At 69.3% G+C, this 22,600-nt stretch carries 19 protein-coding genes; 7 read left to right on the forward strand and 12 right to left on the reverse strand.

Translation table 11 applies throughout. The features are described 5' to 3' along the window. Positions 1–99: 99 nt before the first annotated feature. From murU to ACP93_RS18585, 4 genes are all read right to left on the reverse strand, one after another. On the reverse strand, positions 100–831 hold the full coding sequence (gene murU, locus ACP93_RS18570; RefSeq protein WP_048492145.1) for an N-acetylmuramate alpha-1-phosphate uridylyltransferase MurU: 732 nt from the start codon (positions 829–831) through the stop codon (positions 100–102). Continuing rightward, positions 828–1,856: an aminoglycoside phosphotransferase family protein gene (locus ACP93_RS18575; RefSeq protein WP_048492146.1), complete on the reverse strand. Its 1,029-nt coding sequence runs from the start codon at positions 1,854–1,856 to the stop codon at positions 828–830. Before ACP93_RS18575 ends, murU begins: the two co-directional genes overlap by 4 nt. A gap of 73 nt (positions 1,857–1,929) precedes the next feature. Continuing rightward, complete coding sequence (locus ACP93_RS18580; protein ID WP_010344083.1) at positions 1,930–2,199, reverse strand: GlsB/YeaQ/YmgE family stress response membrane protein; 270 nt, start codon at positions 2,197–2,199, stop codon at positions 1,930–1,932. Positions 2,200–2,466: 267 nt separating this feature from the next. After that, positions 2,467–3,957, reverse strand: a complete 1,491-nt coding sequence (locus ACP93_RS18585) for a M20 family metallopeptidase (protein ID WP_048492147.1) — start codon at positions 3,955–3,957, stop codon at positions 2,467–2,469. A 204-nt stretch (positions 3,958–4,161) separates the two neighbouring features. On the opposite strand from ACP93_RS18585, the gene ACP93_RS18590 reads away from it, so the two are divergent. The 3 genes from ACP93_RS18590 to ACP93_RS18600 all read left to right on the forward strand — a co-directional run bounded on the left by ACP93_RS18590 (position 4,162) and on the right by ACP93_RS18600 (position 6,158). Then, complete coding sequence (locus tag ACP93_RS18590; protein WP_048492148.1) at positions 4,162–4,494, forward strand: ComEA family DNA-binding protein; 333 nt, start codon at positions 4,162–4,164, stop codon at positions 4,492–4,494. A gap of 230 nt (positions 4,495–4,724) precedes the next feature. After that, positions 4,725–5,333: a HutD/Ves family protein gene (locus ACP93_RS18595; protein WP_048492149.1), complete on the forward strand. Its 609-nt coding sequence runs from the start codon at positions 4,725–4,727 to the stop codon at positions 5,331–5,333. A gap of 132 nt (positions 5,334–5,465) precedes the next feature. Continuing rightward, a complete protein-coding gene (locus tag ACP93_RS18600; RefSeq protein WP_082143534.1) occupies positions 5,466–6,158 on the forward strand; it encodes a winged helix-turn-helix domain-containing protein in 693 nt (230 codons plus the stop codon). Between the two features lie 650 nt (positions 6,159–6,808). Here the strand turns inward: ACP93_RS18600 and ACP93_RS18605 are convergent. From ACP93_RS18605 to ACP93_RS18620, 4 genes are all read right to left on the reverse strand, one after another. Continuing rightward, positions 6,809–7,729 (reverse strand): FAD:protein FMN transferase, encoded by a 921-nt coding sequence (locus ACP93_RS18605; RefSeq protein ID WP_048492151.1) that lies wholly within the window; start codon positions 7,727–7,729, stop codon positions 6,809–6,811. 169 nt (positions 7,730–7,898) lie between these two features. Then, positions 7,899–8,591 carry a Fe2+-dependent dioxygenase gene (locus tag ACP93_RS18610; protein WP_048492152.1) on the reverse strand — a complete coding sequence of 231 codons (693 nt, stop codon included), beginning with the start codon at positions 8,589–8,591 and terminating at the stop codon, positions 7,899–7,901. Between the two features lie 63 nt (positions 8,592–8,654). Then, positions 8,655–10,949, reverse strand: a complete 2,295-nt coding sequence (locus ACP93_RS18615; RefSeq protein ID WP_048492153.1) for a catecholate siderophore receptor Fiu — start codon at positions 10,947–10,949, stop codon at positions 8,655–8,657. 616 nt (positions 10,950–11,565) lie between these two features. Beyond that, the gene (locus tag ACP93_RS18620; protein ID WP_048492154.1) at positions 11,566–13,062 is read right to left on the reverse strand and encodes an aminotransferase class III-fold pyridoxal phosphate-dependent enzyme; all 1,497 of its coding nucleotides are present in this window, start codon (positions 13,060–13,062) and stop codon (positions 11,566–11,568) included. Positions 13,063–13,189: 127 nt separating this feature from the next. On the opposite strand from ACP93_RS18620, the gene ACP93_RS18625 reads away from it, so the two are divergent. The 3 genes from ACP93_RS18625 (at position 13,190) to ACP93_RS18635 (ending at position 16,974) form a co-directional block, all read left to right on the forward strand. Then, positions 13,190–13,621, forward strand: coding sequence for an Lrp/AsnC family transcriptional regulator (locus ACP93_RS18625; RefSeq protein WP_010344072.1), 432 nt, complete (start codon positions 13,190–13,192; stop codon positions 13,619–13,621). 138 nt (positions 13,622–13,759) lie between these two features. Next, positions 13,760–14,809 carry a tRNA preQ1(34) S-adenosylmethionine ribosyltransferase-isomerase QueA gene (gene queA, locus ACP93_RS18630; RefSeq protein WP_048492155.1) on the forward strand — a complete coding sequence of 350 codons (1,050 nt, stop codon included), beginning with the start codon at positions 13,760–13,762 and terminating at the stop codon, positions 14,807–14,809. Between the two features lie 317 nt (positions 14,810–15,126). Then, positions 15,127–16,974 carry a S8/S53 family peptidase gene (locus tag ACP93_RS18635; protein WP_048492156.1) on the forward strand — a complete coding sequence of 616 codons (1,848 nt, stop codon included), beginning with the start codon at positions 15,127–15,129 and terminating at the stop codon, positions 16,972–16,974. A 237-nt stretch (positions 16,975–17,211) separates the two neighbouring features. Here the strand turns inward: ACP93_RS18635 and ACP93_RS18640 are convergent, their stop codons facing one another. Then, positions 17,212–19,026 (reverse strand): DUF885 domain-containing protein, encoded by a 1,815-nt coding sequence (locus ACP93_RS18640; protein WP_048492157.1) that lies wholly within the window; start codon positions 19,024–19,026, stop codon positions 17,212–17,214. Between the two features lie 282 nt (positions 19,027–19,308). Between ACP93_RS18640 and ACP93_RS18645 the strand changes: the two genes are divergently transcribed. Beyond that, positions 19,309–20,118 (forward strand): DUF4349 domain-containing protein, encoded by an 810-nt coding sequence (locus tag ACP93_RS18645; RefSeq protein WP_048492158.1) that lies wholly within the window; start codon positions 19,309–19,311, stop codon positions 20,116–20,118. Positions 20,119–20,455: 337 nt separating this feature from the next. Here ACP93_RS18645 and ACP93_RS18650 read toward each other — a convergent pair whose 3' ends face one another. From ACP93_RS18650 to ACP93_RS18665, 3 genes are all read right to left on the reverse strand, one after another. Next, a complete protein-coding gene (locus ACP93_RS18650) occupies positions 20,456–20,749 on the reverse strand; it encodes a hypothetical protein (RefSeq protein ID WP_048492159.1) in 294 nt (97 codons plus the stop codon). 66 nt (positions 20,750–20,815) lie between these two features. Continuing rightward, on the reverse strand, positions 20,816–22,249 hold the full coding sequence (locus tag ACP93_RS18660; RefSeq protein WP_053069801.1) for a DUF2867 domain-containing protein: 1,434 nt from the start codon (positions 22,247–22,249) through the stop codon (positions 20,816–20,818). Between the two features lie 29 nt (positions 22,250–22,278). Then, a complete protein-coding gene (locus tag ACP93_RS18665) occupies positions 22,279–22,593 on the reverse strand; it encodes a metalloregulator ArsR/SmtB family transcription factor (RefSeq protein ID WP_048492160.1) in 315 nt (104 codons plus the stop codon). Between the last annotated feature and the right edge of the window lie 7 nt (positions 22,594–22,600).

Here is a 22,600-nt window from a genome sequence, read left to right on the forward strand (position 1 = left end):
GGATTGGGGAGTGGGGATTCGGGATTCGAGAAGAGCTAGGCGGTTCGCTCGGCCTGGCCGGCGCACGTGTTTGCGGGAATTGGTGACAAATTCGAGCGCTCAGCGCTTGTCCAATCCCGAATCCCCACTCCCCAATCCCAGCACCTCATCCAACTCCGCCAACCGCTGCGGTGTCCCCACATCCGTCCAGCGGCCGCGATGGTGCAGGCCGTGCAGGCCGCCTTGCTCGGCCTGCGCGCGCAGCAGTGGCACCACCGAGAAGCGGGGCGGCGCGCCGGGCGCGGTGGGCGCTGGTGCCGCGATGGTCTGCCAGTCGCGCAGCAGGGCGGGGCGGTACATGCCGATGCCGGCGTAGGTCAGCAGCGATTCGCCCGCGTTGTGCACGCGGCCGTCGTCCTGCAGGGCGAAATCGCCGTGCGCGGCATAGGCCGGTGGGTCCACCAGCACCAGTTGCGCCAGGCCCGGCGGTTCGGGCGCCAGCCGGGCGAAATCGAAATCCGTCCAGATGTCGCCGTTGACCAGCAGGAACGGCGCCTCGCCGAGCAGCGGCAGCGCGTGCAGCATGCCGCCGCCGGTTTCCAGCGGCGTGGCGCCTTCGTAGGAATAGGCGATGCGCAGCCCGAACGCGCTGCCGTCGCCAAGCGTCTGCGGGAACTGCTCGGCCAGCCACGAGGTGTTGATCACCACCTCGCGCACGCCCAGTGCGGCGAGCTTGCGCAGGTGCCAGACGATCAGCGGGGTGCCGCCCACCGCCAGCACCGGCTTGGGCGTGTGCGCGGTCAGCGGACGCATGCGCTCGCCGAGGCCGGCGGCGAAGATCAGCGCCTTCATGCGCCGGCCGCCGCGCGCTGCGCCAGGGCCGGCTTGATCCGCGTCTGCAGCAGCTGCGCCAGCGGCTGCAGGCTGGGATGCCGCGGCAGCGCCTCGTCGAGGTAGGCGATGAAGCGCGGCACGTTGTCCAGGTACCAGGCCTTGCCGTCGCGGTAGTTGAGTCGCGCGAAGATCCCCAGGTTCTTCAGGTGGCGCTGCACGCCCATCCACTCGGCGTCGCGCAGGAACTGCGCCAGCGGCGGCACCGGGATCCCCGCCTGCAGCGCCCGTGCGTGGTAGCCGGCGAGCCAGGCGTCGACCCGTGCCAGCGGCCAACTCACCGTGGTGTCCTTGAACAGGCTGACCGGGTCGTAGGCCACCGGGCCGACCACGCAGTCCTGGAAATCCAGCACCGCCGGACCGTCGGTCGCCGGCATCAGGTTGCGCGGCATGAAATCGCGATGCACCAGCACCTGCGGCTGGGCCAGCGCGTTGTCCATGAGCTGGCGCTGCACCCCGTGCAGGGCTGCGCGCTCGTCGTCATCCAGGGCGATCCCCAGGTGGCGTTGCAGGAACCAGTCCTCGAACAGCCCGGCATCGCGCTGCAGCAGCGCCTCGCCGAACACGCCCATGCCCGGCGGCGGCGCGATCGCCTGCAGCCGCAGCAACTGGCCGAGCGCGGCGTCGAAGTGCGCGTCCGCCGTGCCCGCGTCCAGGCGTTGCGCCAGGGTCGGTTGCCCCAGGTCTTCCAGCAGCAGGAAGCCGGCCTCCGCGTCCTGCGCCAGGATCGCCGGCACGCGCACGCCGCCGTCGTGCAGCAGGGCGTGCATGCGCAGCCACGGCCGCACGTCTTCCAGGTCCGGCGGCGAATCCATCACGATGCGGCTGATGTCGCGACCATGGCTGCGCCAGTAGCTGCGCTGGCCGGCATCCACCGAAGCACGCTCCAGCGTCGCCTGGGCATCGTCCAGGGCGGCGCGCGCCCAGGCCAGGCGGTGCGCGGCGCGTGCCGCAAGGACATCGGGAACGGTCGTGCTGGCGCTCATCGGTAGGCTGCGGCGGAAACGAGCCGCACAGCGTAAACGCGCGCCGCCGCCGTGGCGAGCGGCGCCACGCGCCTCAGCGCTTGCTGGAGAACAGTCGCAACAGGGCGAGCAGGGCGATGGCGCCGAGCAGCGCGCCGAGGAAGCCGGCCGGCTCGCCGCGGCTGTACCAGCCCATGTAGTGGCCGAACCAGCCGGCCAGCAGCGCGCCGGCGATGCCCAGCAACACCGTGAACAGGCAGCCGGAGCGGCCGCTGCTGGGACCGAGGAAGCGCGCCAGCAGGCCGACCACGAAGCCCACCAGGATGATGTAGAGCCAGCTGTCGCTGCCGAACAGAGTGTGCATGGAGAGCGTTCCGAGCGCGGAGGGAGAGATCAGCGCCGGATCGTGCCAGATCGACTGTGATGGCGTCGATGCTTGCGTGCGCGGCGCAGGCGGCATGGGCCATCGAAAGCCTGCCGCCCGCGCGGCGCAGCGATGACGCGATCGGAAAGGCGCCGCGGCGGAGCCAACGCCTCTCCCGCCGCAAGCAGGCGCTCAGGAAACCGGCTTCGCCAATCCCCAATCCCGACTCCCCGCTTTTACACAGCCGAATGGCTGGTCATCCCGGCCTCAGCAGCACCCGTGCCCGCCATGCTGCTCGCCGCCGGCCACCGCCGCGCTGCCGGTAGTCTCGCCGCGCAGGCTGGCGGCATGATGGGCGGCGATCACCCGCGACACGCAGGCGGTGACCCGCTTGCCCATCGGGATGTGCAGGAACTCGTTGGGGCCATGCGCGTTGGAATGCGGGCCGAGCACGCCGGTGATCATGAACTGCGCGCCGGGGAACTTCTCGCCGAGCATGCCCATGAACGGGATCGAGCCGCCTTCGCCCATGTACATCGCCGGCTTGCCGAACGCCGCCTGCGAGGCCGCTTCGATCGCGTCGGTCAGCCACGGCGACTGCGCCGGCGCGTTCCAGCCGGAGGATGACTTCTCCAGCGCCAGCGACACTTCGGCGCCATACGGCGGGTCGCGCAGCAGCACCTCTTTCAGCAGTTCGCCGGCACGCTTGCCGTCCAGCGTCGGCGGCAGGCGCAGCGACAGCTTCACCGCGGTCTCCGGGCGCAGCACGTTGCCGGCCGAGGCGAGCGGCGGCAGGCCGTCGGCACCGGTCACCGACAGCGCCGGGCGCCAGGTGCGGTTGAGCACCAGTTCGGACAAATCTTCGTGCATCGGCCGCATGCCGGGCAGGAACGGGAACTTGCTGTAGACCTCGTCGCCCAGCACCTCGGCGACCTTGCGCGCCTGCGCCAGCCGCTCCTCGGGGATGTCGGCGTACAGGCCCTCGACCTTGATCTTGCCGGTGGCTTCGTCCTCCAGCCGCGACAGCAGGTCGCGCAGCACGCGGAAGCTCGACGGCACCACGCCGGAGGCGTCACCCGAGTGCACGCCTTCGCTGAGCACCTTGACGCTGAAATTGCCGCCGGCCAGGCCGCGCAGCGAGGTCGTGCACCACAGCTGCTCGTAGTTGCCGCAGCCCGAATCCAGGCACACCACCAGCGACGGCTTGCCGATCCGCGCCGCCAGGTGGTCGACGTAAGCGGGCAGGTCGTAGCTGCCCGATTCCTCGCAGGCCTCGATCAGCACCACGCAGCGCGCGTGCGGGATGCCCTGGTCCTGCAACGCCTGGATCGCCGCCAGCGAACCGAACAGCGCATAGCCGTCGTCGGCGCCGCCGCGGCCGTACAGGCGGTCGTCCTTGAGCACCGGCGTCCACGGGCCCAGGTCGGGGTCCCAGCCGGTCATTTCCGGCTGCTTGTCCAGGTGCCCGTACAGCAGCACCGTGTCCTCGCCGGTCGCCTCGCTGCTCGCCGGCACCTCCAGGTAGATCAGCGGGGTGCGGCCTTCCAGTTGTACCACCTCCACCTGCAGGCCGGGGATGGCCTGCGCCCGCGCCCACCGCTCCATCAGCGCCACCGCATCGGCCATATAGCCGTGCGCGACCCAATCGGCGTCGAACATCGGCGATTTATTGGGGATGCGGATGTAATCGACCAGTTGCGGGACGATGTCGTCATCCCACTTCTCGCTCAGGAAACGGTCGATCTTGGCACTGTCCATGAAAAAACTCCGGGGTGATTGCACACGTGTGCAGCCATTCTACGCCCGGTGCCCGTGTAGGGTTTTTCCTACACGGCGACGCGCCGTTTACCTGCTGTTTGTGACGCGCTCCGACGATAGGCTGTACCCATGTGGCGAGCGATGCTGACAACGCCGGCAGGAAAGGCCGGCGAAGTCCCCATCCAAGTCACAAGGAGCGTTGCCATGCAGTCTTTTATCGTGGTCCTGAAGTCGCTGGTCGTTGCCCTGATGCTGACCGGTTCCGCGTTCGCCGCGGACAAGGTCAACATCAACTCCGCTGGAGCGGAGGAGATCGATCAGGTGTTGGTGAACGTGGGAGCCTCCAAGGCTCAGGCGATCGTCGACTACCGGCAGGCGCACGGACCTTTCAAGAGCGCCGAGGAACTGGCACTGGTGAAAGGCATCGGACTCAAGACGGTCGAGCGGAATCGCGACCGGATCGACGTGGGCGCCACGAAGGCACCCGCGCCGACAGCCGCCAAGCAGGCAGCTGCCAAGCCGGTGGAAAGGCGTTAAAGGGATTTGCAACGAAAGGATAGGGCCGGCGCTGGACGCGCGGCCACAGCCTCACTGAGCAGGATGCGAAGGGGGAAGGCAGGAAGCCGACAGGGAGGTACATCGTCGCCCGGCGTTGCACAGTGACGTGCAGCCGGGCGATGTTTTTTTGGGCCCATGGCGCGTCTTGCATGGCCCCTGCGGGCGGGCCCGGGACAGGCGCCGATGCCGCGATCGTGCAGAATGCGCGCATGGATTGGTGCACGCTGCCCGCGCGGGTCATTCCCGCCAATGAATATCGCCGCGAACGCTGGCGCAACGGCCTGGGCTGGACCCGGGAAATCCTGCGTCTGCCTGCCGCTGGCGAGGACTGGCTGCTGCGCCTGTCCATCGCCGAGATCGAGCAGGACGCCGTGTTCTCCGCCTTCCCCGGGATCGACCGCGAACTGGTCCTGCTGCGCGGCAATGGCGTACGCCTGCGGTTCGACGATGGCGAGGAGCAGGTGCTGGAGGACCCGTATGCGCGTCTGCGCTTCGCCGGCGAGCGGCCGCTGCGTGGCGAGCTGCTGGACGGGCCGACCCACGATTTCAACCTCATGTGGCGCCGCGACCGGCTGCGCACGCAACTGCTGCACCGCCCCCTGGTCGGGCCGATGTTGTTCTTCGCCGAACCCGGTGTCGCCTGGGCCGTTCATCTTCTGGCAGGGCAAGCGCAGTTCGATGCAGCCAGTGGACTGCCGCCATTGGCGGCCGGCGACAGTGCCTGGCTGGCCGCCGATGCCAGGCGCCGCTTCGCTTTGAGCGGGGGCGGGGAGTTGCTGGCGATGCGCATCGAGGCCGCGCAGACGCCTACGGACTGAGCCTGCGCGACCCCGCGCACGGGTCTTGCGGCGTCGGCGCCGACCGCGTCCAATGCGCGGACGCGGTCATCCGGGCCGCACAGCGGAAGCCGACAGGTGGTCTCGGACAACAGGTGGTTGGCGAAAATTCTGGTGGCGGACGCGGACGCGGCCTTGCGCGACCGGATTCGCGATTACCTGGCCTGTTTCAACCTGCAGACGCACGACGCCGACAGCGCGCCGCAACTGCAGGCGCAACTGGCGGCCGGGCATTACGACGCGGTGGTGCTCGATGCGCGCCTGGACGGCGCCGAGGGCCTGCGCCTGTGCCGGCAGCTGCGCGACCGCGGCGACATCGCCATCGTGATGATGGCCGACCGCGCCGAGCCGGTGGACCGGGTGATCGGCCTGGATCTCGGGGCGGACGATTTCCTGGTGCGGCCGCCGGACCTGCGCGAACTGGTGGCGCGGCTCAACGCGGTGCTGCGCCGGGTGCGCGCGACGCAGCCGCCGCCGGCCGAGCACGGCGGCTGGCAGGTCGATGCCGCGCGTCACCAGGCGGTGGCGCCGGACGGGCGGACGATCCCGCTGTCGCCGGGCGAACTGCGGTTGATGGCGGTGTTCCTCGAACAGCCCGGCGAAGTGCTCAGCCGCGAGGTGCTGCGGACGGCGCTGGGCGACAGCGAGGCCAGCGTTCCGGCGAGCAGCCGTGGCATCGATCTGCAGGTCTCGCGGTTGCGTCAGAAGCTCGGCGACGATCCGCTGGTGCCGCAATGGATCCGCACCGTCCGCGGCAAGGGCTATGTGTTCGAGCTGCAGCGCATGGGGATGCCGGCCGCGCGCTGAGGGCGCGACGGCGTAGCGCTCCTGCATGTCCTTCGGCTGCAGAGAACGTCTGAACCACGCAAGCCTCGCTGTAGGAGCGGCTTCAGCCGCGACGGGCGTTCCCGGGAACGCCCGTCGCGGCTGAAGCCGCTCTCACGAAAGCGTCACGATGTGTCTGGTTCAGCCGCGGCAACGCGAGTCATTAGAGGTGCCCTGAAGCCGCTCCTGCACGCATGACGGCGTGCCGGATGTAAGGCGCCGTGCCGGCCTTCTGGCGAACGCCTCGGTGCGTGCCGGTAGCGCGTTTCCCAGATCGGAGCGTGGACGATGCAGTCCCGATGAAGCGCCGCCTGAGGTCGCGCCGGTTCCGTTCGCGCTTCCCCACGCACGACTGCATCGCCACGCCAACGCCCACGCCCACGCGCATGGAGAGTCGATCGCACACGGCAGCGTTGCGGAAAACGTGCTGGCAGCGGTCGCGCTTGCGTGTGCACGCGCCTGGTAAGCGCCGAGTCCAGCCTCTGCGGCTCTTGCCCGTGCCGCCGCGATTGGGGGGAGGGGTAGCGGCGGCACGTTCGCCGCGTCGTCCCAGCAGCCAGCGCGCCGAGTCGGCCGGTGCCGTGGTGCTCTCTGCTCTCCGTGACCGCGGCTCCTGGGACACCGCTCTGCGCTCAGGCCTGCATCAGCGCAGCGAAGGCGCGGCTGACGCGTTCGTGCACAGCGCCTTCTTGGCGCACCAGGAAGCGCACCGCCAGCCCATCGCGCTCGGCACAGGTCAGGCCGGCGTCCACCCCCAGCACGCTGAGCGCGGTGGCCCAGGCATCGGCACGCATGGCATCGGCGGCCACCACGGTGACTGCGGCCAGCGTCGCCGCGATCGGCCGCCCGCTGCGCGGATCCAGCAGGTGTCCATAGCGCTGGCCGTCCTGCTCGAAGTGCTGCCAGCGGTCGCCGGAGGTGGCCACCGCTCGACCTTCGATCGCGAGCGTGCGCGGTGGTGCAACGCCACGCAGGTCGTCCTCCGGGGCTGCCTCGAGCAGCACCCGCCACGACTGCCCGTCCGGCTTGCGACCGTAGCCGTAGAGATCGCCACCGACCTCGACCAGTGCGCTTTCCACGCCTTGCGCGCGCAGTGCCGCCGCTGCCAGGTCGACACCGTAGCCCTTGGCGATCGCCGACAGATCCAGGTGCAGCCCGCCCGGCTGGTGCCAGCGGCCTTGCTCATCGACGCTCAGCCGGCGCCAGTCGCCCGCGGCGCGGGCCTGCTCCACTGCCGTGGTGTCGGGCACGCGCCGAGCTCCGGCAGTGGCGCCGAAACCCCACAGGCCGAGCACGGCGCCGAGGGTGGGATCGAAGGCGCCACCGCTGCGCTGCGCGACCTCCACCGCGCAGCGCAGCACTGTGTCGAGTGCGGCGGGCAAGGCATGCCAGCTGCCGGCGTCCGCGCGGTTGTAGCGGCTGAGGTCCGATTGCGCGTCCCAGGTGCTCATTTGTGCGACGACCAGATCGAGCTGCGCCTGGATCGCGTCGCGCAGCGCGTGCAGGTCGCTGCCGTGGGGCGGCAGCAGCCTGGCGCTCCAGCGCGTGCCCATGCTGCTGCCGTGCAGCGTGGCGATGCCGGCACTGGAACGGACTGTGGTCGGTGAAGCTGGGCGGATCACGCGTCGACGAAGCGCAGGGGCGCAACGCCAGGATGCAGGCGCCCGGCATCGCGCGACCGAGTGCCGACGCTGCGTTCGATGTTCCGGTCGCCGCGCGCGCTCATGTCTCCGACCAGTCGCGCAGCAGGTTGTGGTAGACGTTGGTCAGGCGCAGCAGCGCCGCCGCATCCGCGCCGCTGGCGGTCAGCGCCTGAATCGCGGTGTCCAGGTCGAACAGCGTCTGCCGCCGGCCGGCATCGCGTACCAGGCTCTGCACCCAGAAGAACGAGGCCAGCCGCGCACCGCGGGTCACCGGCGCGACCCGGTGCAGGCTGCTGGACGGATACAGGATCAAGTCGCCCGCGGGCAGCTTGACCTCGTGTTCGCCGTAGGTGTCGTGGATCAGCAGTTCGCCGCCGTCGTACTCCTCCGGCGCACTGAGGAACAGCGTGCAGGACAGGTCGCTGCGTACGGTCAGCGCCGGCTGCGTCGTGGTGGCGGCCTGGGTCATCACCGCGCCGTCGACGTGCAGGCCGTAGCTGCCGCCGCCGGCATAGCGGTCGAAGCGCGGTGGGATGGTGCGCAACGGCAGCGCCGCGGCGAAGTACAGCGGGCTGCGCGCCAGCGCGCTCAGCACCGCCTGGCCGAGCTCCTGCTTCAGCGGCGAGGCATCGGCCAGTTGCAGGTTGCGTTTGACCTGCGCACCCTGTGCGCCGACGGTTTCGCGGCCGTCCACCCAGTCGGCGGACTGCAGTGCCTGGCGGAACCGTGCGACTTCATCGGCGCTGAGGATGTCGGGAATGTGCAGCAGCATGGGGCGCTCCGGCGGTGGACGCCCAGGATAGGGCGTCCACCGCGCATTGGCAGGCGCGATCGCTCAGAACCGCAACTCCGCGGTCAGCAGCACCGAGCGCGGCGCGCCGGGCGTGTAGCGGAAGCCGCTCTTGTTGATCGCGGCGATGTAGTCCTTGTCGAACAGGTTGTAGGCATTCAGGCGCAGCGCCAGGTGGTCGTTGACCGGATAGCTCAGCACCGCATCCCACACCGTGTACGACTTCACGAACGCCGGCGTGCCGACCGCACTGTCGCGGCCGCGCTGCATCTGGCCCGAATAGCGCACGCCGCCGCCGACGGTCAGTCCGATCGGCAGGGTGTAGGTGGTCCAGGCGGTGAACGCGCTGTCCGGGGTGTAGGCCAGGTCCTGGCTGCCGTCCTGCGAGACCGTCGTGCCCTGGCGCACCCGCGCATCCAGCTTGGTGTAGCCGCTGGACACAGACCAACGTTCGCTCAGCTTGCCGACCGCCGACAGTTCGATGCCCTGCACGCGCTTGGCGCCGCTCTGGTAGTACAGCCCGTCGCTGCCCTGCACGATCTCGTTGTTCACGTCGGTGCGGAACAGCGCCAGCGTCGCGAACAGTGCATCGTCAAGGAAGTTCCACTTCGTGCCCACCTCGGCGGTCTTGGCCTTCTGCGGATCGAAGCGCGGGTTGTTGGCGTTGTTGGCCGAGGCGCTCAGTTCCAGCGTGCTGCCGCCGGGCGGCTGCTGCGAGGTGGCGAAGTTGGCGTACACGCTCACGTCCTCGTTGGCCTTGTAGACCGCGCCGAGTTTCCAGCTGAACAGCGTGTCGGCGATGTCGGTGTCCAGGCCGACCACGGTGGTGCAGGGCGCGGCGGTGGAGGTGGCGGAGTTGCACACCAGGCTGTCGAAGGCGGTCTTGTAGCGGTCCGCGCGCACCCCGGCGGTGACCAGGAAGCTGTCGCCGAACTTCAGCGTGTCGAAGGCATAGGCCGAGTAGGTGGTGGTGGTGCCATGGCTGCGCGCGCCGTTGCGCGCGGTGCGCAGCGGCGTGGTGTTCCAGTCCGGCGCGTACAGGTTGGCCGGATTGGCTGCCAGCCAGGCGGCACGGTCGACGATGTTGTGGCCCCAACTGCGCAGTTCCTCGCGCGCGGCTTCCACGCCGGTGCTGAGGTTGTGCTGCACCGCGCCGGTGGCGAAGTCCACGCGCAGGTTCAATTGGTCGGCGAGGGTGGTGTACTGCTGGTCCTTGAAGGTCGGCAGGCTGCGCAGCACCGTCCAGGTCGACGCGTCCGCCGGATTCGGCGTGCGCAGGTTGGCGGCATTGGGCATGAACGCGAACAGCAGGTAGTCCTGGTCGTTGCGGCCCCAGCGCGCGGTATTGGTCAGCTTGACCGTGTCGGACACGTCGTGCTCGATGCGGAAGGTGGCCATCTTCGCGGTCACGTCGTCGTGGTCGTCGCGGGTGCCGTAGAAGTTGCTGCTGTCCACGCGCGCGGCGCCGCCGAGCCACGGCCGCGCGGGATCGGGCGAGCTGTAGCCGGGCAGGCCGATGGTCGGCACGCCGCCGTCGGGCACGTTGTCCTGCTTCACGTACAAAAGGTCGAGCAGGTAGCGGGTGTCGGTGCCCAGGCCGAACGCCAGCGACGAGGCCAGGCCCCAGCGCTTGTTGGCGACATGGTCGCGGCCGATGGCGTCGCTGTCCTGGCCCATCACGTTCAAGCGCAGCGCGCTGCTGGCGCCCAGGGCCTGGTTCCAGTCCGCGGTCGCGCGGCGCTGGCCATGGTCGCCGCCGGACAGCGTGGCGCTGCTGGCGTTGTCCAGGTGCGCCTGCTTGCTCACCAGGTTGATCGCGCCGGTCGGCGCGCTGCGACCGTTGTCGGTGCCGGCCGGGCCCTTCTCGACTTCGATCTGCTCGATGTTGAACACGTCGCGCGAGATCGAGCCGAGGTCGCGCAACCCGTCGACGAAGATGCTGCTGGAGCTGTCGAACCCACGCATGTAAACCGCATCGCCGGTGGTGGTGTTGCCGTTCTCGCCGACATAGAACGTGCCCACGCCCGGGCTGTTGCGCAGCGCTTCGGTGAGGGTGGTGGCGCCCTGCTCGTTGAACAGGTCCTTGCCGATGATGTTGAGGGTCTGCGGGGTGTCGATCAGCGGCTGGGTGAACTTCGGCGAATCCGGCACTTCCACCAGGTAGCGCTTGGCGCGCTGGGCCTGCACGTCGACCTTGTCCAGGGTGGTGGGCTGGTCGGCGGTCTCCGCATGCGCAGGGGAGAGCAGGCTCAGCCCGCCGAGCAGGACGGCGGAGGTGAGGGTCGGTGCCGCGGCCTGGCGGGTCACGGTGTGTTTGCGGCGCTTGATCGGAGAGGTCATGGGCGGTTCGGTTTGCAGGAATGGGCGGCGACCGACGGCGGACGCCGGCCGTTCCCCAGTGGGACTCGACGCGGCGCCCAGGTCGGGCGGCTGCGAAAAGGTGTCTGCCGCTGATGCGCTGCGGGCAGTGCATTCATTTTCCATGCAAATGCGAATTGTTTGCAATATCTTTGTCGTCGATGCCGGTCCGCCGCCGTTTGGATCCCGGGCGTCTGCGGACCCACAGGCCAAGGCGTGCGATCGGCCGGATGACGGGGAATGCGGTGCCGTGACCCGTCTATGCGGGCGCTCGACTTGGCGCCTGTGAGGCGCGGGCGCTGCGGATCCATGGAGGTCCAAAGAAACCGGCAAAGGTGCGCGGTGTCAGGTCGCGGATGCTGCCTGGCGACCACAGGTGACGGAAGCGGATTGCGCTACTGCCGGACTGTCGTACGACAAGCGCGTTGAGATACGGCGAGGGAGCGCGTTGAGAGGGGCGTATCGCGCGCCGCCAAAGTCTCGTCAGTGCCAGCGACCCAGAGTCCAGGCCGCTGCATGCTTCTTGTATCGGTGGCGCCAAGCGCCTTTTGGGATTGATCCCTTGCGGCGCCGTCCTGCGACGCCGCAAGGGCAGGCTTCAGGCCGCCGCAGCCTGGGCCAGGCGCGGGCCTTCGCGCAGGGCGCGACCGATCAGTCCGACCAGCAGGTCCAGTTCGTCGCTGTCCATCGCGAAGTGCGGGGTGAAGCGCAGCGAGTTCTCGCCGCCGTGGATCACGTTGACGCCGTGCTGGCGCAGCCACTCTTCGGTGGAACCGGCGCCATAGCACTTGTATTGCGGGGCTAGTGCGCAGGAGAACAGCAGGCCGGTGCCCTGCACCTGGGTGATGGCGCCGCCGAGCTCGGCCTTGAGCTTTTCCAGCTTCTGCACCGCCTCGACGCCGCGCTCGCGGATGTTGGCGCGCACCTGCGGGGTCAGCTGCGCCAGGGTCGCGGTGGCCACGTCCAGCGCGCGCGGGTTGCTGGTCATGGTGTTGCCGTAGGTGCCCTTGCGATACACCTGCGCCGCATGCCCGGTCACCGCCAGCACCGACAGCGGGTACTGCGCGGCGTTGAGTGCCTTCGAATAGGTTTCCAGGTCCGGCGGGTCGAGCTGCTCGAAGCCCGGGTAGTCCACCACCGACAGCACGCCGTGCGCGCGCAGGCCGGCCTGGATCGAGTCGACCAGCAGCAGGCTGCCGTGGCTGCGGGTCAGTTCGCGCGCAGCGGCGTAGAACGCCGGCGGCAGCGCGCGGCCGGGGTCGCCTTCGCCCATCACCGGCTCCAGGAACACCGCCTCGATGAAGCAGCCGTTCTGCTCGGCCTCGGCGAAGGCGCGGCGCAGCGCCTCCACGTCGTAGGGCGCGATCGCGATCAGCGTATCGTCGCCGCGGTAGCTGGCCAGGTGCTGCAGATAGGTCTTGCGGCTGGAGTCGGAGTACATGCCCGGCCGGTCGGTGCGGCCGTGGAAGCTGCCCTTGACCACCAGGCGCTTGATCTTGGCGCCGGCGTGGCGCGCGCCGGGATCGGTCTGCAGCTTGGCGTTGATGTCGACGATGCGCGCGGCCAGACCCACCGATTCGGAACCGGAGTTGAGGCACATGAAGCGCGCGTACGGGCAGCCGCCGCGGCGGTGGCCGATCTCCGCGCGCAGCGCGCGCTCGAAGCGCAGCTGCGACAGATTGGGCGTCATCACGTTGGCCATCACCTGCGGCCGTGCCATCGCCTCCAGCACCGCCTCCGGGGTGTGGCCGAAGCCGAGCATGCCGTAGCCGCCGGCGTCGTACAGCACGGCGCCCTTGAGCGTGACCACCCACGGGCCGCGCGCGCTCAGCGCCACGTACGGGGTCACCGCGTCGTCGGCATAGAAATTGACGAAACCGGCCTGCAGGCGGCGGATCTGCTCGGCTTCATCGAGGTCGAGCAGGTCGCCGAACTCCGCGGCGATGCGCGCATGGTCCGTGCCCGCCGCCTCGATCGCCGCCTGCAGCTGAGGGTGCGACGCCGCCAGGCGCTCGATGCTGGTGTCGTCCAGGCCGTGGGTCAGGCGGTCGCCGGCATGGGCACGGAGCGGGGCGAGGGGGCCGAGTACGGTCATGGAGATCTCCTGAAGGCGGGCTGTCTGGTGACGATCCTGTCTATTATCGGGACAGGATCGTCGAATGGCAGCGTGAATCCGTGCAGGAATTGACGCAATTTCGTCGATTCGACGAAAATCCACGGTCATGAAGATCACCGCTTCCGACGACGCCCTGCTGTCGCTGCTGCGCGAGGACGCGCGCGCCTCCACCGCCCAGATCGCCCGTCGCCTGGGCCTGTCGCGCACCACCGTGCAGAGCCGGATCGAGCGGCTGGAGCGCGAGGGCGTGATCTGCGGCTACACCGTGCGCACCCGCGACGACTACGAGCAGGGGCACATCCGCGCCCATATCCTGATCACCGTGCTGCCGAAGAAGATGACCTCGGTGGTCAAGGCGTTGCGCGAGATCGATGCGGTGCGCGTGCTGCATTCGGTCAGTGGCTCCTTCGACCTGATCGCGCTCGGCGTGGTGCCGGGTGTCAACGACATGGACGAACTGACCGATCGCATCGGCGCGCTGGACGGGGTCGAGCGCACGACCTCGTCGATCATTCTGTCCACTAAGTTTGAGCGCTGACGCGCCGGGATTGGGGATTCGGGATTGGGGATTCGTTGAAGCAACGGCGGGATCGCGCTCCTGCGAATCTCCACTCCCGAATCCCCAATCCCGGCGCCGCTACAATGGCCGGCCCCATTCCCGATCTCCCCCGGCGCCTTGAAAAAGTCCGATTTCCACTACGACCTGCCCGAAGACCTGATCGCGCAGGAACCGCTGGCCGAGCGGTCGGCCAGCCGGCTGCTGCTGGTGCCGCCGGCACCGACGCCCTTCGCCGATCGGCACGTGCGCGACCTGCCGGAATTGCTGCGTGCCGGCGATCTGCTGATCTTCAACGACACGCGGGTGATCCCGGCGCGGCTGTTCGGGCAGAAGAGTACCGGCGGGCGGGTCGAGATCCTGATCGAGCGGCTGCTTGGCGGCCAGCGCGCGCGGGCGCAGCTGGGCGTGAGCAAGTCGCCCAAGGCCGGCGCACGCATCGCCCTGGATGCCGGCGGCGAGGCCGAAGTGCTGGGCCGCGACGGCGAGTTCTATCAATTGCAGTTCCATGTGGACGGCGCGCTGGAGCACTGGCTGCAGCAGGCCGGGCGGTTACCGTTGCCGCCGTACATCCGCCGCGAGCCGGGCCTGGACGACCGCGAGCGCTACCAGACCGTGTTTGCGCGCGAAGCCGGTGCGGTCGCCGCGCCGACCGCCGGGCTGCATTTCGACGCACCGCTGCTGCAGGCGCTGCAGGCGCGTGGCGTCGAGGTCGGGCACGTGACCCTGCACGTGGGCGCCGGCACCTTCCAGCCGGTGCGGGTGGAGGCGCTGGAGCAGCACCAGATGCACCGAGAGTGGCTCAACGTCGGTGCCAGCCTGGTCGAGCAGGTGCGGCGCACGCGCGCAGCCGGCGGCCGCGTGATCGCCGTGGGGACCACGGTGGTGCGCGCGCTGGAGAGCGCGTCCAAGGACGGCGAACTGCATCCGTTCGCCGGCGAGACGCAGATCTTCATCCTGCCCGGCTACCGCATCCGCAGCGTCGACGCGATGGTGACCAACTTCCATCTGCCCGAGAGCACGTTGCTGATGATGGTCTCGGCTTTCGCCGGCCGCGAACGCATCTTCGCCGCCTATCGCCACGCCATCGCCCAGCGCTATCGCTTCTTCAGCTATGGCGATGCGATGCTGCTGTGGAGCAGCGAGACGCCGGCAGATCACGTCGCGTGATGCGCCACCTTGCCGCGCCCGCACACGAGCGGGTGCGGCGCCTCGCGCCGTGGGTCTGGCCACGCCGTGCATCCTGCATGGGGACACGATTGCGTCGTTGCATCGCGACATCGATGCCCACTCCATCTCGGCTTGCCGACGCTGCCGCAGCGATGCGACGAACGCGCGGACTGTGATGCGCAACGTGTAGCGTCTGCCTGAGTAGACGATGCCGCACATGCGGTAGGGGAGGCGCACGCTCGCCTCGTCCTTGATGGTTGGAACCGCTGTTCCGGTGTCCCGATGAGCGGGACATCCCCCCGTCAAAGGATGAGTCCATGAAGAAGACCTCGACCGAACTGCTGCTGGCCGCGCTGCTGGCGAGCCTGGCCGTCGCCTCCGCACACGCGCAGCCGCAACTCGCCGGTGGCGGCAAGTTCCCTGCCAAGCGCATGCTGCAGGAAGCGACCATGCCGCGCACCGATACACAGGGGCGGCGCCTGTACGCGATCGACCTCAATCCGTTCGTGCTGCAGGAGACCACGCGCCTGTATGCCAAGTCCCGTCCCTCGGACTACCGCACCCTCGATCCGGCGATTCGCGCGCACGAGAACAGCACCGGCATGGTCCACTACGCCGACCAGATCGCGCAGCTGCCGGGAGTGAAGATCGAGCGGGTGCTGTCCACGGTTTCCAGCACCGTCTATGCCTGGATGCCGGAGCGTACCGCGGCGCAACTGCTCAAGGCCGACTGGGTGGTCTCGGTGCGCGGAGTCGAGGCGGCCCATGCCACCTTCTCCGCCGCGGGCGACATCGTCAACGGCGGAGAGATCACGTCCTGGGCGTTGCCGTACACGCAGACCAACGATGGGGTGACCACGTCCAATCCCGCCTATCTGCTCGATGCGGTGCTGGACAATCCGCCGCAGTCCGAACTCAACGTGGTGTATCGCCAGGATTTCCCGACGTTTTCGCCCAATCCCCTGCACAGCACCGCGACGGCCGGCCTGATCGGCGCCAGGCAGAACGGGCAGCTGGTGCGCGGCGTCAATCCTGGGCAGCCGATCAAGGCGTTCGGCTTGGCCGATCTCAACGAGAGCACGGTGGCCACCGCGCTGGACGCAGCCGTGCGCTATGCCGAAGCGTCGGGCGAATTCGCCGTGCTGAACATGTCGTTCAACCAGAGTCCGGGCGGGACCTACAACCCGTTCAACGCCAGCAATCGCTGGGGCCGCCGCATGCGCGCCGCGAGCAATCGCTTCTTCATCACCCAGTCCGCGGGCAATGCCTACACCGTCGGACTCTCGCCGCTAGAGCAGGACGCGTGCAAGGTGGCGTTCGGCTACATCGATACGCAGACCCAGCAGGGGGCCGCACGCGACATGGACGGCATCGTCGTGGTCGGTGGGTTGCAGCGCGACGGCTCGCGCTTCGGCGGCGCGCAGAACAGCGATCGTTGGGGCGGCTACGCCAAGGGATCGACCGTCGGACCGTGCATCGAGGCCTGGGCACCGGCGCACGAGATCACCAACCTGATCTACGACGGCAGCACCGAAGCGGTCTCCGGCACCTCGTTCGCTGCGCCGATCGTCGCCGCGATCGCCTCGCGCTACGGCAACACCCAGACCCGGCCGATCGAGCGCGAGGCCTACATCAAGGCCGGCCTGAGCAACACCGGCTACAGCGAGGCCGGCCTGCCGCTGCGCAAGGTGCAGTACGTGGCGCCGTCGTCGCTCAACCTGATCAAGCGCCTGCCGATCGTCGGCGCGACCTCGCCGACCAATTCGGACAACCTGGCCTCGCTGTACGACGGCCGTTTCTTCAGCGACACCGAGTACTGGAACGCCCGCACCAACTGGGGCAGCGTCACCGTGAACCTGGGGCAGATGCGCAAGGTCACCGGCGTGCGCATCACGGTGCGCACCGCGGCCAGCGAAACCGCGGGCGCGGCGCAGCCGATCGACTTCGCCGTCTCTGCCGGCCGGCATGGCGCGGTGTTCGGCGGCAGCAGCAATCCCGGGCCGGTGTACTTCGACAACCCGCAGTACTACACCGAGCCCGATCAGTCCGACGTGGCGCCGGTGTACATCGCCTTGAACGGCAGCACCGCCCAGTACCTGAAGATCGAGGCCAATAACCCGTACTCGTGGTTGGCCTACTCGGAAATCGAGGTCTACGGCGAGTGAGTCGTGCAGGCGCCGCCGCTGACGGCGGCGCCTGGCAAAGTGCCTTCGCGCTGCCCGTTGCGTGTCGGGGTCACGCGGTCGCGGTGTATCGCAGCGCGATGGCCGCTGTGCGCCCCGCACGACAATTGCAGCCACACACTCCCGGCTTCGGCAGCCCCCTCATCCGAGGGGGCTCTTCTCCAGGTGCCTCGGCGACCGGGACGTTACCAATCCCAAATCCCGACTCCCCAATCCCGACTACTTGATCGGCTCGTCCAGCATCAGCTCGCGCACGAACCGTACCGGCGGGGCGCCGTAGGACAGCACCTGGTCGTGGTAGGCCTTGAGGTTGAACTTGTCGCCCAGCTTGTCCTGCATCGCCTTGCGCAGGTCCAGGTGTTCCTGCACGCCGACGAAGTAGGTCGGCAGCTGCGCCGAGGTCAGCTGCGCGCGCACCCACTTGCCCTCGGCCTCGCTCTGCTGCTGGAAGGTGTCGTGGACCATCAGGTGCAGCGCCTGCTCCTTGCTCCAGCCGTCCACGTGCACGCCCTGGTCGAGCAGCGCGTTGGCGATGCTGCGCAGGTAGAACTTCAACTGCACCAGGTGGAACAGCGGATCGTTGTCCAGATAACCCTGCTCCTGCATCATCCGCTCGGTGTACACCGCCCAGCCTTCGGCGAACACGCCCGAGCGCAGCACGCCGCGCAGCGTGGACGGGAACTTGGCCGAGTGCCAGCCTTCCACGTAATGCCCGGGCACGCCCTCGTGGATGCTCAGCAGGTGGATCATGCGGCTGTTGTATTCGCGCAGGAACGAGTCGGCCTGTTGTGCGGTCCAGTCGTCGGGAATCGGCGACACCGCGTAGAAGGTCTTCAGGTTCTTGTCGAGCGGGCCGGGCGAATCGCAGTACGCCACCGCCACGCCGCGCTGGAACTCGGGCATCAGGATGATGTCCACCGGTGCGTCGGGCAGGGTCACCAGGTCCTTCTTGCGCACGAAGTCAGTGGCGTCGGTCAGCGAGGCCTTGGCGGCCTCGACCACCTTGTCGCGCGCCGGGTGCTGCGCATAGGCCAGCTCCAGCGCCGCCTCGATCGCCTGTTGCTGCTGCGCGTCGCTGGGCGCGTCGACCAGGGCCGGTGCGCCGGGTTTGTCCTTGAGCACGGTGCGGGCGATGCCGTACATGTCCTGGCGCACGCGCGTGAGCTCGGCTTCCGCTCGTTGCTTGATGTCGGCGCGCGACAGCGAGGAGTTGAGTGCGAACTTCAGCTTCTGATCGTACTTCTCCGCGCCGAGGCGGAAATCGCCCTTGGCGTTGGGCACCAGGGTCTGGTCCAGCCAGGTCTGCTGTTCGGCCACGGCCTTCTTCAGGCCCTCGATCGCCGCCTGCAGGCGCTGCGCGTCGGCCTGCGGCAGTTCCTGGACGTGCGGGACGATGAAGCTGTCGACGATGCTGAGGATGCCGCGGTTCTGCTTGGCCACGGTCTTGGCGCTGATCTCCGACACGCGGGCCGGGTCGAGGTTGGCACGCGCCTGCGCGAACAGCGCCGGGATCTTCTCCATGCGCGCGGTGGCCGACTTCAGCCGTTCCGGCAGCGGCGCGAACTCGCGCGCCATCAGCCCGTAGATCGCGCCGCCGGCCAGGCCGTTGTAGACCTGCGGATCGGTCGCCCAGCCCTGCGCCACCTCGTTGTTCCAGATGTCCGACTGCAACTGGTTGCGCAGGATCGCCGCGTCCACCTGGTTCTCGCGCGAGAGCTTGGCCACGTCGAGCTTGTCCAGCTCGGCCAGCAACTGCTTGCTCGCGTCCAGGCTCTTCTGCCGGCCGGCGGCGCTGAGGTCGTCCAGTTCGCTGTCGTAGCGGTGATCGCCGGTCTGGGTGGCGCCGACCGGGGACAGCTGCATCCAGGTGTCGACGGCGCGCTTGGACAGCGCGGCGAAGCTGGCGTCGGCGGCCGCATCGGGTGCGGCCGTGGCCTGGCCGGGGGCGGCGTTGCTGGCGGCGGGCGCGTCGGCGGGTTTCTGGCAGCCGGCGAGGGCGGCGAGCAGGGCGGCGGCGAGCAGGTGCTTGCGCATCGGGGTTCCTGGAGTGGGTCGATCCACCAGGGTAGCCCCGCCACGGCTGCCGGCGCCGCTGCCATTGGATTACCCTGGGCGCTTTCGCCACTCAGGAGCACTGCAATGCAGGACAAGGGACGTCGCCATCGCGGCCGTGTCGTTTGCGATTCCGAGGTCGCCACGGTCGATGCCGCGCTGCCTGCCGCAGCCGGGGCAGGGCGTGCAGAGACTGCGGGCGTCCGACGCGGCTCGCTGCCTGTGAGCCGGCGCTGGCGCCGCTGGGGTGCTTGCCTGGCACTGATGCTGGTCGTTGCCTGCAGCCGCGGCGGCGAGAGCGCTGCGCCGCCGCCCTATGCCGCCGATGCGGCCAGCAGTGCTGCCGAGGCCGCGGCGCAGGTGGCAGATGCGTCCTTCGCCGCGGGCGCGCCTGGCGAAGAGCATCGCGCCATGGCGACGCTGGCCTATGAGCACGAGGTCGATGTGGCATTGCCGGCGGCGCAGATTCCCGCGCGACTCAAGCAGCTCCAGGAGGGCTGCCTGCAGTCGCGCTTCGGGGCCTGCACGGTGTTGCAGGTCGAACAGCGCGGCGGCGAGCAGCCGCGCGGCGAACTCAGCGTGCGGATCGCGCCCGCCGGGGTGGAACCGTTGATCGCGCAGGCGGGCCAGGATGGCCAGATCGAAAGCCGCACCACCCATGCCGAGGATCTGGCGCAGGCGGTGCAGGACAACGACGCGCAGCGCCAGCGTCTGCAGGCCGAGCAGCAGCGCCTGCAGGAGTTCCAGCAACGCCGCGATCTCAGCGTGGCCGACATGATCGCGCTGTCGGAGAAACTGGCCGCCGTGGAGACGCAGTTGCTCGCCACCAGCCAGGAAGCCGCGCAGCAGCGCCGGCGCCTGGATACGCAGCGGGTGACGCTGACGTTCTCCGCGCCGACCGCCGAGCGTAGCCGCAGCGACATCGGCGATGCGCTGCGCGACAGTGGCGAAATCTTCGCCGGATCGATCGCCTGGGCGATTCGCGCGGTGGTCGGCCTGGCGCCGTTCGTATTGCTCGGCTACGCACTGTGGCGGCTGATCGCCTGGCGCCGACGTCGGCGTCGCGCAGACTAGGAGAAATGCGCTGTTCCCGTCCGAGGTGGGCGGGCGGGAACCTGTGCAAGTGATGCACGAGCGAGGGGCTGCATCGCGGCGCTTGCCACACGCATGCCACCGCGGTGGTGGCGTGGCATCGAACAGGTGTGGCCGGTCGTCGTCCCGGGTCGCGGCTGAAGCCGCTCCGACAAGTAGATCGACAGTATGCGTGCGAGCGGTGCGGGAGATGCTTCAATCCCGGCGGATGGCCGCAATGCGCCGAACCATCGGGCGCGGTGACGATCCTTCTGCGCAAGGAGCCCAAGCCGTTTGCCGGGACGCTGCGCCATGTGGCGCAACGTCCCATCGGCCGGCCTCAGCCTTCGTCCTGTTCGAACTCCACGATCACGTCCAGCTCGAACGCCAGCGCCTCCACCGCCTCGCGCACCTTCTGTGCGGTGGCGGCGTTGCCGGCGTCCACTTCCACTTCGTGGGTGCCGGGGCCCTGGTCGTCGGGCAGCCCGGCGGAACTGGAATCGTCGTCGTCCATGTGCGGCATCAGATCGTCGATTTCCTCGACGTGTTCGATGCCGTCCAGGCTCGACAGCAGGTTGATGATGGCGCGGGCGTCGTCCTCGCTGCCAGTGATGCGGATGCGGAGCTGGGGCATGGGCCTTCCTCTCAGGGGGAAGGCGCAGGCTAGGCAGGCGTCGGCTAAGGCGGGGTGATGACGCGCTCAGCGCATCGGCACGACCGCGTCCGGCCCGGCATGTTCGGCCACCGGTAGCAGCAACGCCTCCGCAGCCGCGCGCAGCAGCGTCGGGGCGATGTAGCGGCGGTGCGCGGCGGCGATCAGGGCCATGTACAGGTGCCCGAAACGGTTGCGGCAGGCCACCCGCGTCTCCAGGCTCAGTTCGGCGCTGCCGTCGTCGCGCAGCGTCACGCCCACGCAACTGCGGAACACCAGGTGGCGGTCGTCGGCACCGAGCAGCACCTGCACGCGTCGCGCCTGCGCCGTGGAGGCCTGCGCCAGCACCGGAAAGCGGCCAGCGAACAACTGATCGCGCTGTGGCGACAGCAGCGAGGACACCGGGCAGCCCAGTGGCGAGGTGCGCAGCCGCAGCGGCGCGACCAGCACATTGCGCAGGTGCATCAGCCAGGTCACGGTACGCGGCGGGTGCTGCAGGAAGCCGTCCAGCAAGGCCGCCATCAGTGCGTGCGCGCCCAGCGGTCGCAGCGCCTGCGCCGGCACGGTCAGCCGCACGCTGTCCTGATGATGATGCGCGGGCAGCTGTCGTTCGAGCAGCGAGCCGGGCATCAACTGTCGCGTCACCCGCGCGCGTGGCAAGCGTGGCGCCAGCGCCGCGAAACCAGCCGGATGCCGCCAGGCGCCCAGCCGCTGCCGCAGGCGTCCGCTGAGCGCGCGCAGGCCGGCGCACCAGGCCAGGCGCCGGCTGCCCGGCGAGGCGGCCAGCGACAATCGCACGGTCGGTACGGCCAGCCCCTGCGCCTGCGGCGACGCCAGCAGCGCCGCGACCGAGGCCGGCAGCAGTTCGGTCAACGTGGCGATGTCGGCAGTGCCGGCCAGGACCTGCGCGCGCACGTCGTCGGCAAGCGCGCCGCCGGCTTCGTCGCTGTGGCAGGACAGGGCGAAGAACGCCGGGTGCCCGGACTGCGCGCGCAGCGGTGCGAACTGGTGCCAGGTGCCGCCGCCGAAGCGCACGCTGAACAGGCAGTCGGCGGGCAATTCGACATGGCGCAGCGCGGCAAGGAAATGCTGCGGATCCTGCGCCAGCTGCGCTGGCGAGGCGGTGCTGAAACGCAGCAGCGCACCGCCGCTGCCGGTGATCGCGGTGAACATGCGATGCCCGGCATGGCAATGGAACGGATGGCCGCCGCTGCCGACCGCGAACGAATACAGCGCAGTGGACTCGCCATTGCCGAAATCGGTGCCGGCCAGGCGCGCCGAGGGTTCGTCCAGCGCATCGCGGAACTGCGGATGGGCACGCTGGCGCAGGCAGGCCTGGGCGATCAGCGGATCGCCGGCACCCACGCCGAGCTGGGCGATCAGGATGACCTCCACCGGCAAGCCGCCGCTGTAGGAGGGCAGGCGCACCGAGGGGAATCCGGTTTGTGCGGCGGCGTGTTCGCTGAGCGGTGCGGCGGTCATCGGCGACTCCTGTTGCCGTGGCGTAAGGATCAGGCGGTGCGCTTGGCCTGCCTGCGCGACTCGCGTTTGAGCGGGCCGGCGCTGGGGCAGATCTCGAAGGCGAAACCGCTGAGGGTATTGACCAGGTTGTCGGGGGTGAGACGGTAGACCACGTACTGGCCGCGGCGCTCGCTCGCCACAAGTCCGGCCGCTTCCAGCACCGACAGGTGCCGCGAGATCGCCGGCGCGCTCATCGCGAAGCGCTGCCCGATCTCCCCAGCGGTAAGTTCCTGGGCCGACAGGTAGGCCAGGATCTCGCGGCGTGGGCGCGAGGCGAGGGCTTCGAAGACGCGGTCGATGGACATCGGGGCT

The organism is Xanthomonas sp. NCPPB 1128, assembly GCF_001043115.1.
In the GTDB taxonomy this organism is placed as follows: Bacteria; Pseudomonadota; Gammaproteobacteria; order Xanthomonadales; family Xanthomonadaceae; genus Xanthomonas_A.

Coding starts and splice junctions, on each gene's coding strand:
- murU (WP_048492145.1), bottom strand. CDS start 831: ATGAAGGCGCTGATCTTCGCCGCCGGCCTCGGCGAGCGCATGCGTCCG.
- ACP93_RS18575 (WP_048492146.1), bottom strand. CDS start 1,856: ATGAGCGCCAGCACGACCGTTCCCGATGTCCTTGCGGCACGCGCCGCG.
- ACP93_RS18580 (WP_010344083.1), bottom strand. CDS start 2,199: ATGCACACTCTGTTCGGCAGCGACAGCTGGCTCTACATCATCCTGGTG.
- ACP93_RS18585 (WP_048492147.1), bottom strand. CDS start 3,957: ATGGACAGTGCCAAGATCGACCGTTTCCTGAGCGAGAAGTGGGATGAC.
- ACP93_RS18590 (WP_048492148.1), top strand. CDS start 4,162: ATGCAGTCTTTTATCGTGGTCCTGAAGTCGCTGGTCGTTGCCCTGATG.
- ACP93_RS18595 (WP_048492149.1), top strand. CDS start 4,725: ATGGATTGGTGCACGCTGCCCGCGCGGGTCATTCCCGCCAATGAATAT.
- ACP93_RS18605 (WP_048492151.1), bottom strand. CDS start 7,729: ATGGGCACGCGCTGGAGCGCCAGGCTGCTGCCGCCCCACGGCAGCGAC.
- ACP93_RS18610 (WP_048492152.1), bottom strand. CDS start 8,591: ATGCTGCTGCACATTCCCGACATCCTCAGCGCCGATGAAGTCGCACGG.
- ACP93_RS18615 (WP_048492153.1), bottom strand. CDS start 10,949: ATGACCTCTCCGATCAAGCGCCGCAAACACACCGTGACCCGCCAGGCC.
- ACP93_RS18620 (WP_048492154.1), bottom strand. CDS start 13,062: ATGACCGTACTCGGCCCCCTCGCCCCGCTCCGTGCCCATGCCGGCGAC.
- ACP93_RS18625 (WP_010344072.1), top strand. CDS start 13,190: ATGAAGATCACCGCTTCCGACGACGCCCTGCTGTCGCTGCTGCGCGAG.
- ACP93_RS18635 (WP_048492156.1), top strand. CDS start 15,127: ATGAAGAAGACCTCGACCGAACTGCTGCTGGCCGCGCTGCTGGCGAGC.
- ACP93_RS18640 (WP_048492157.1), bottom strand. CDS start 19,026: ATGCGCAAGCACCTGCTCGCCGCCGCCCTGCTCGCCGCCCTCGCCGGC.
- ACP93_RS18645 (WP_048492158.1), top strand. CDS start 19,309: ATGCTGGTCGTTGCCTGCAGCCGCGGCGGCGAGAGCGCTGCGCCGCCG.
- ACP93_RS18650 (WP_048492159.1), bottom strand. CDS start 20,749: ATGCCCCAGCTCCGCATCCGCATCACTGGCAGCGAGGACGACGCCCGC.
- ACP93_RS18660 (WP_053069801.1), bottom strand. CDS start 22,249: ATGACCGCCGCACCGCTCAGCGAACACGCCGCCGCACAAACCGGATTC.
- ACP93_RS18665 (WP_048492160.1), bottom strand. CDS start 22,593: ATGTCCATCGACCGCGTCTTCGAAGCCCTCGCCTCGCGCCCACGCCGC.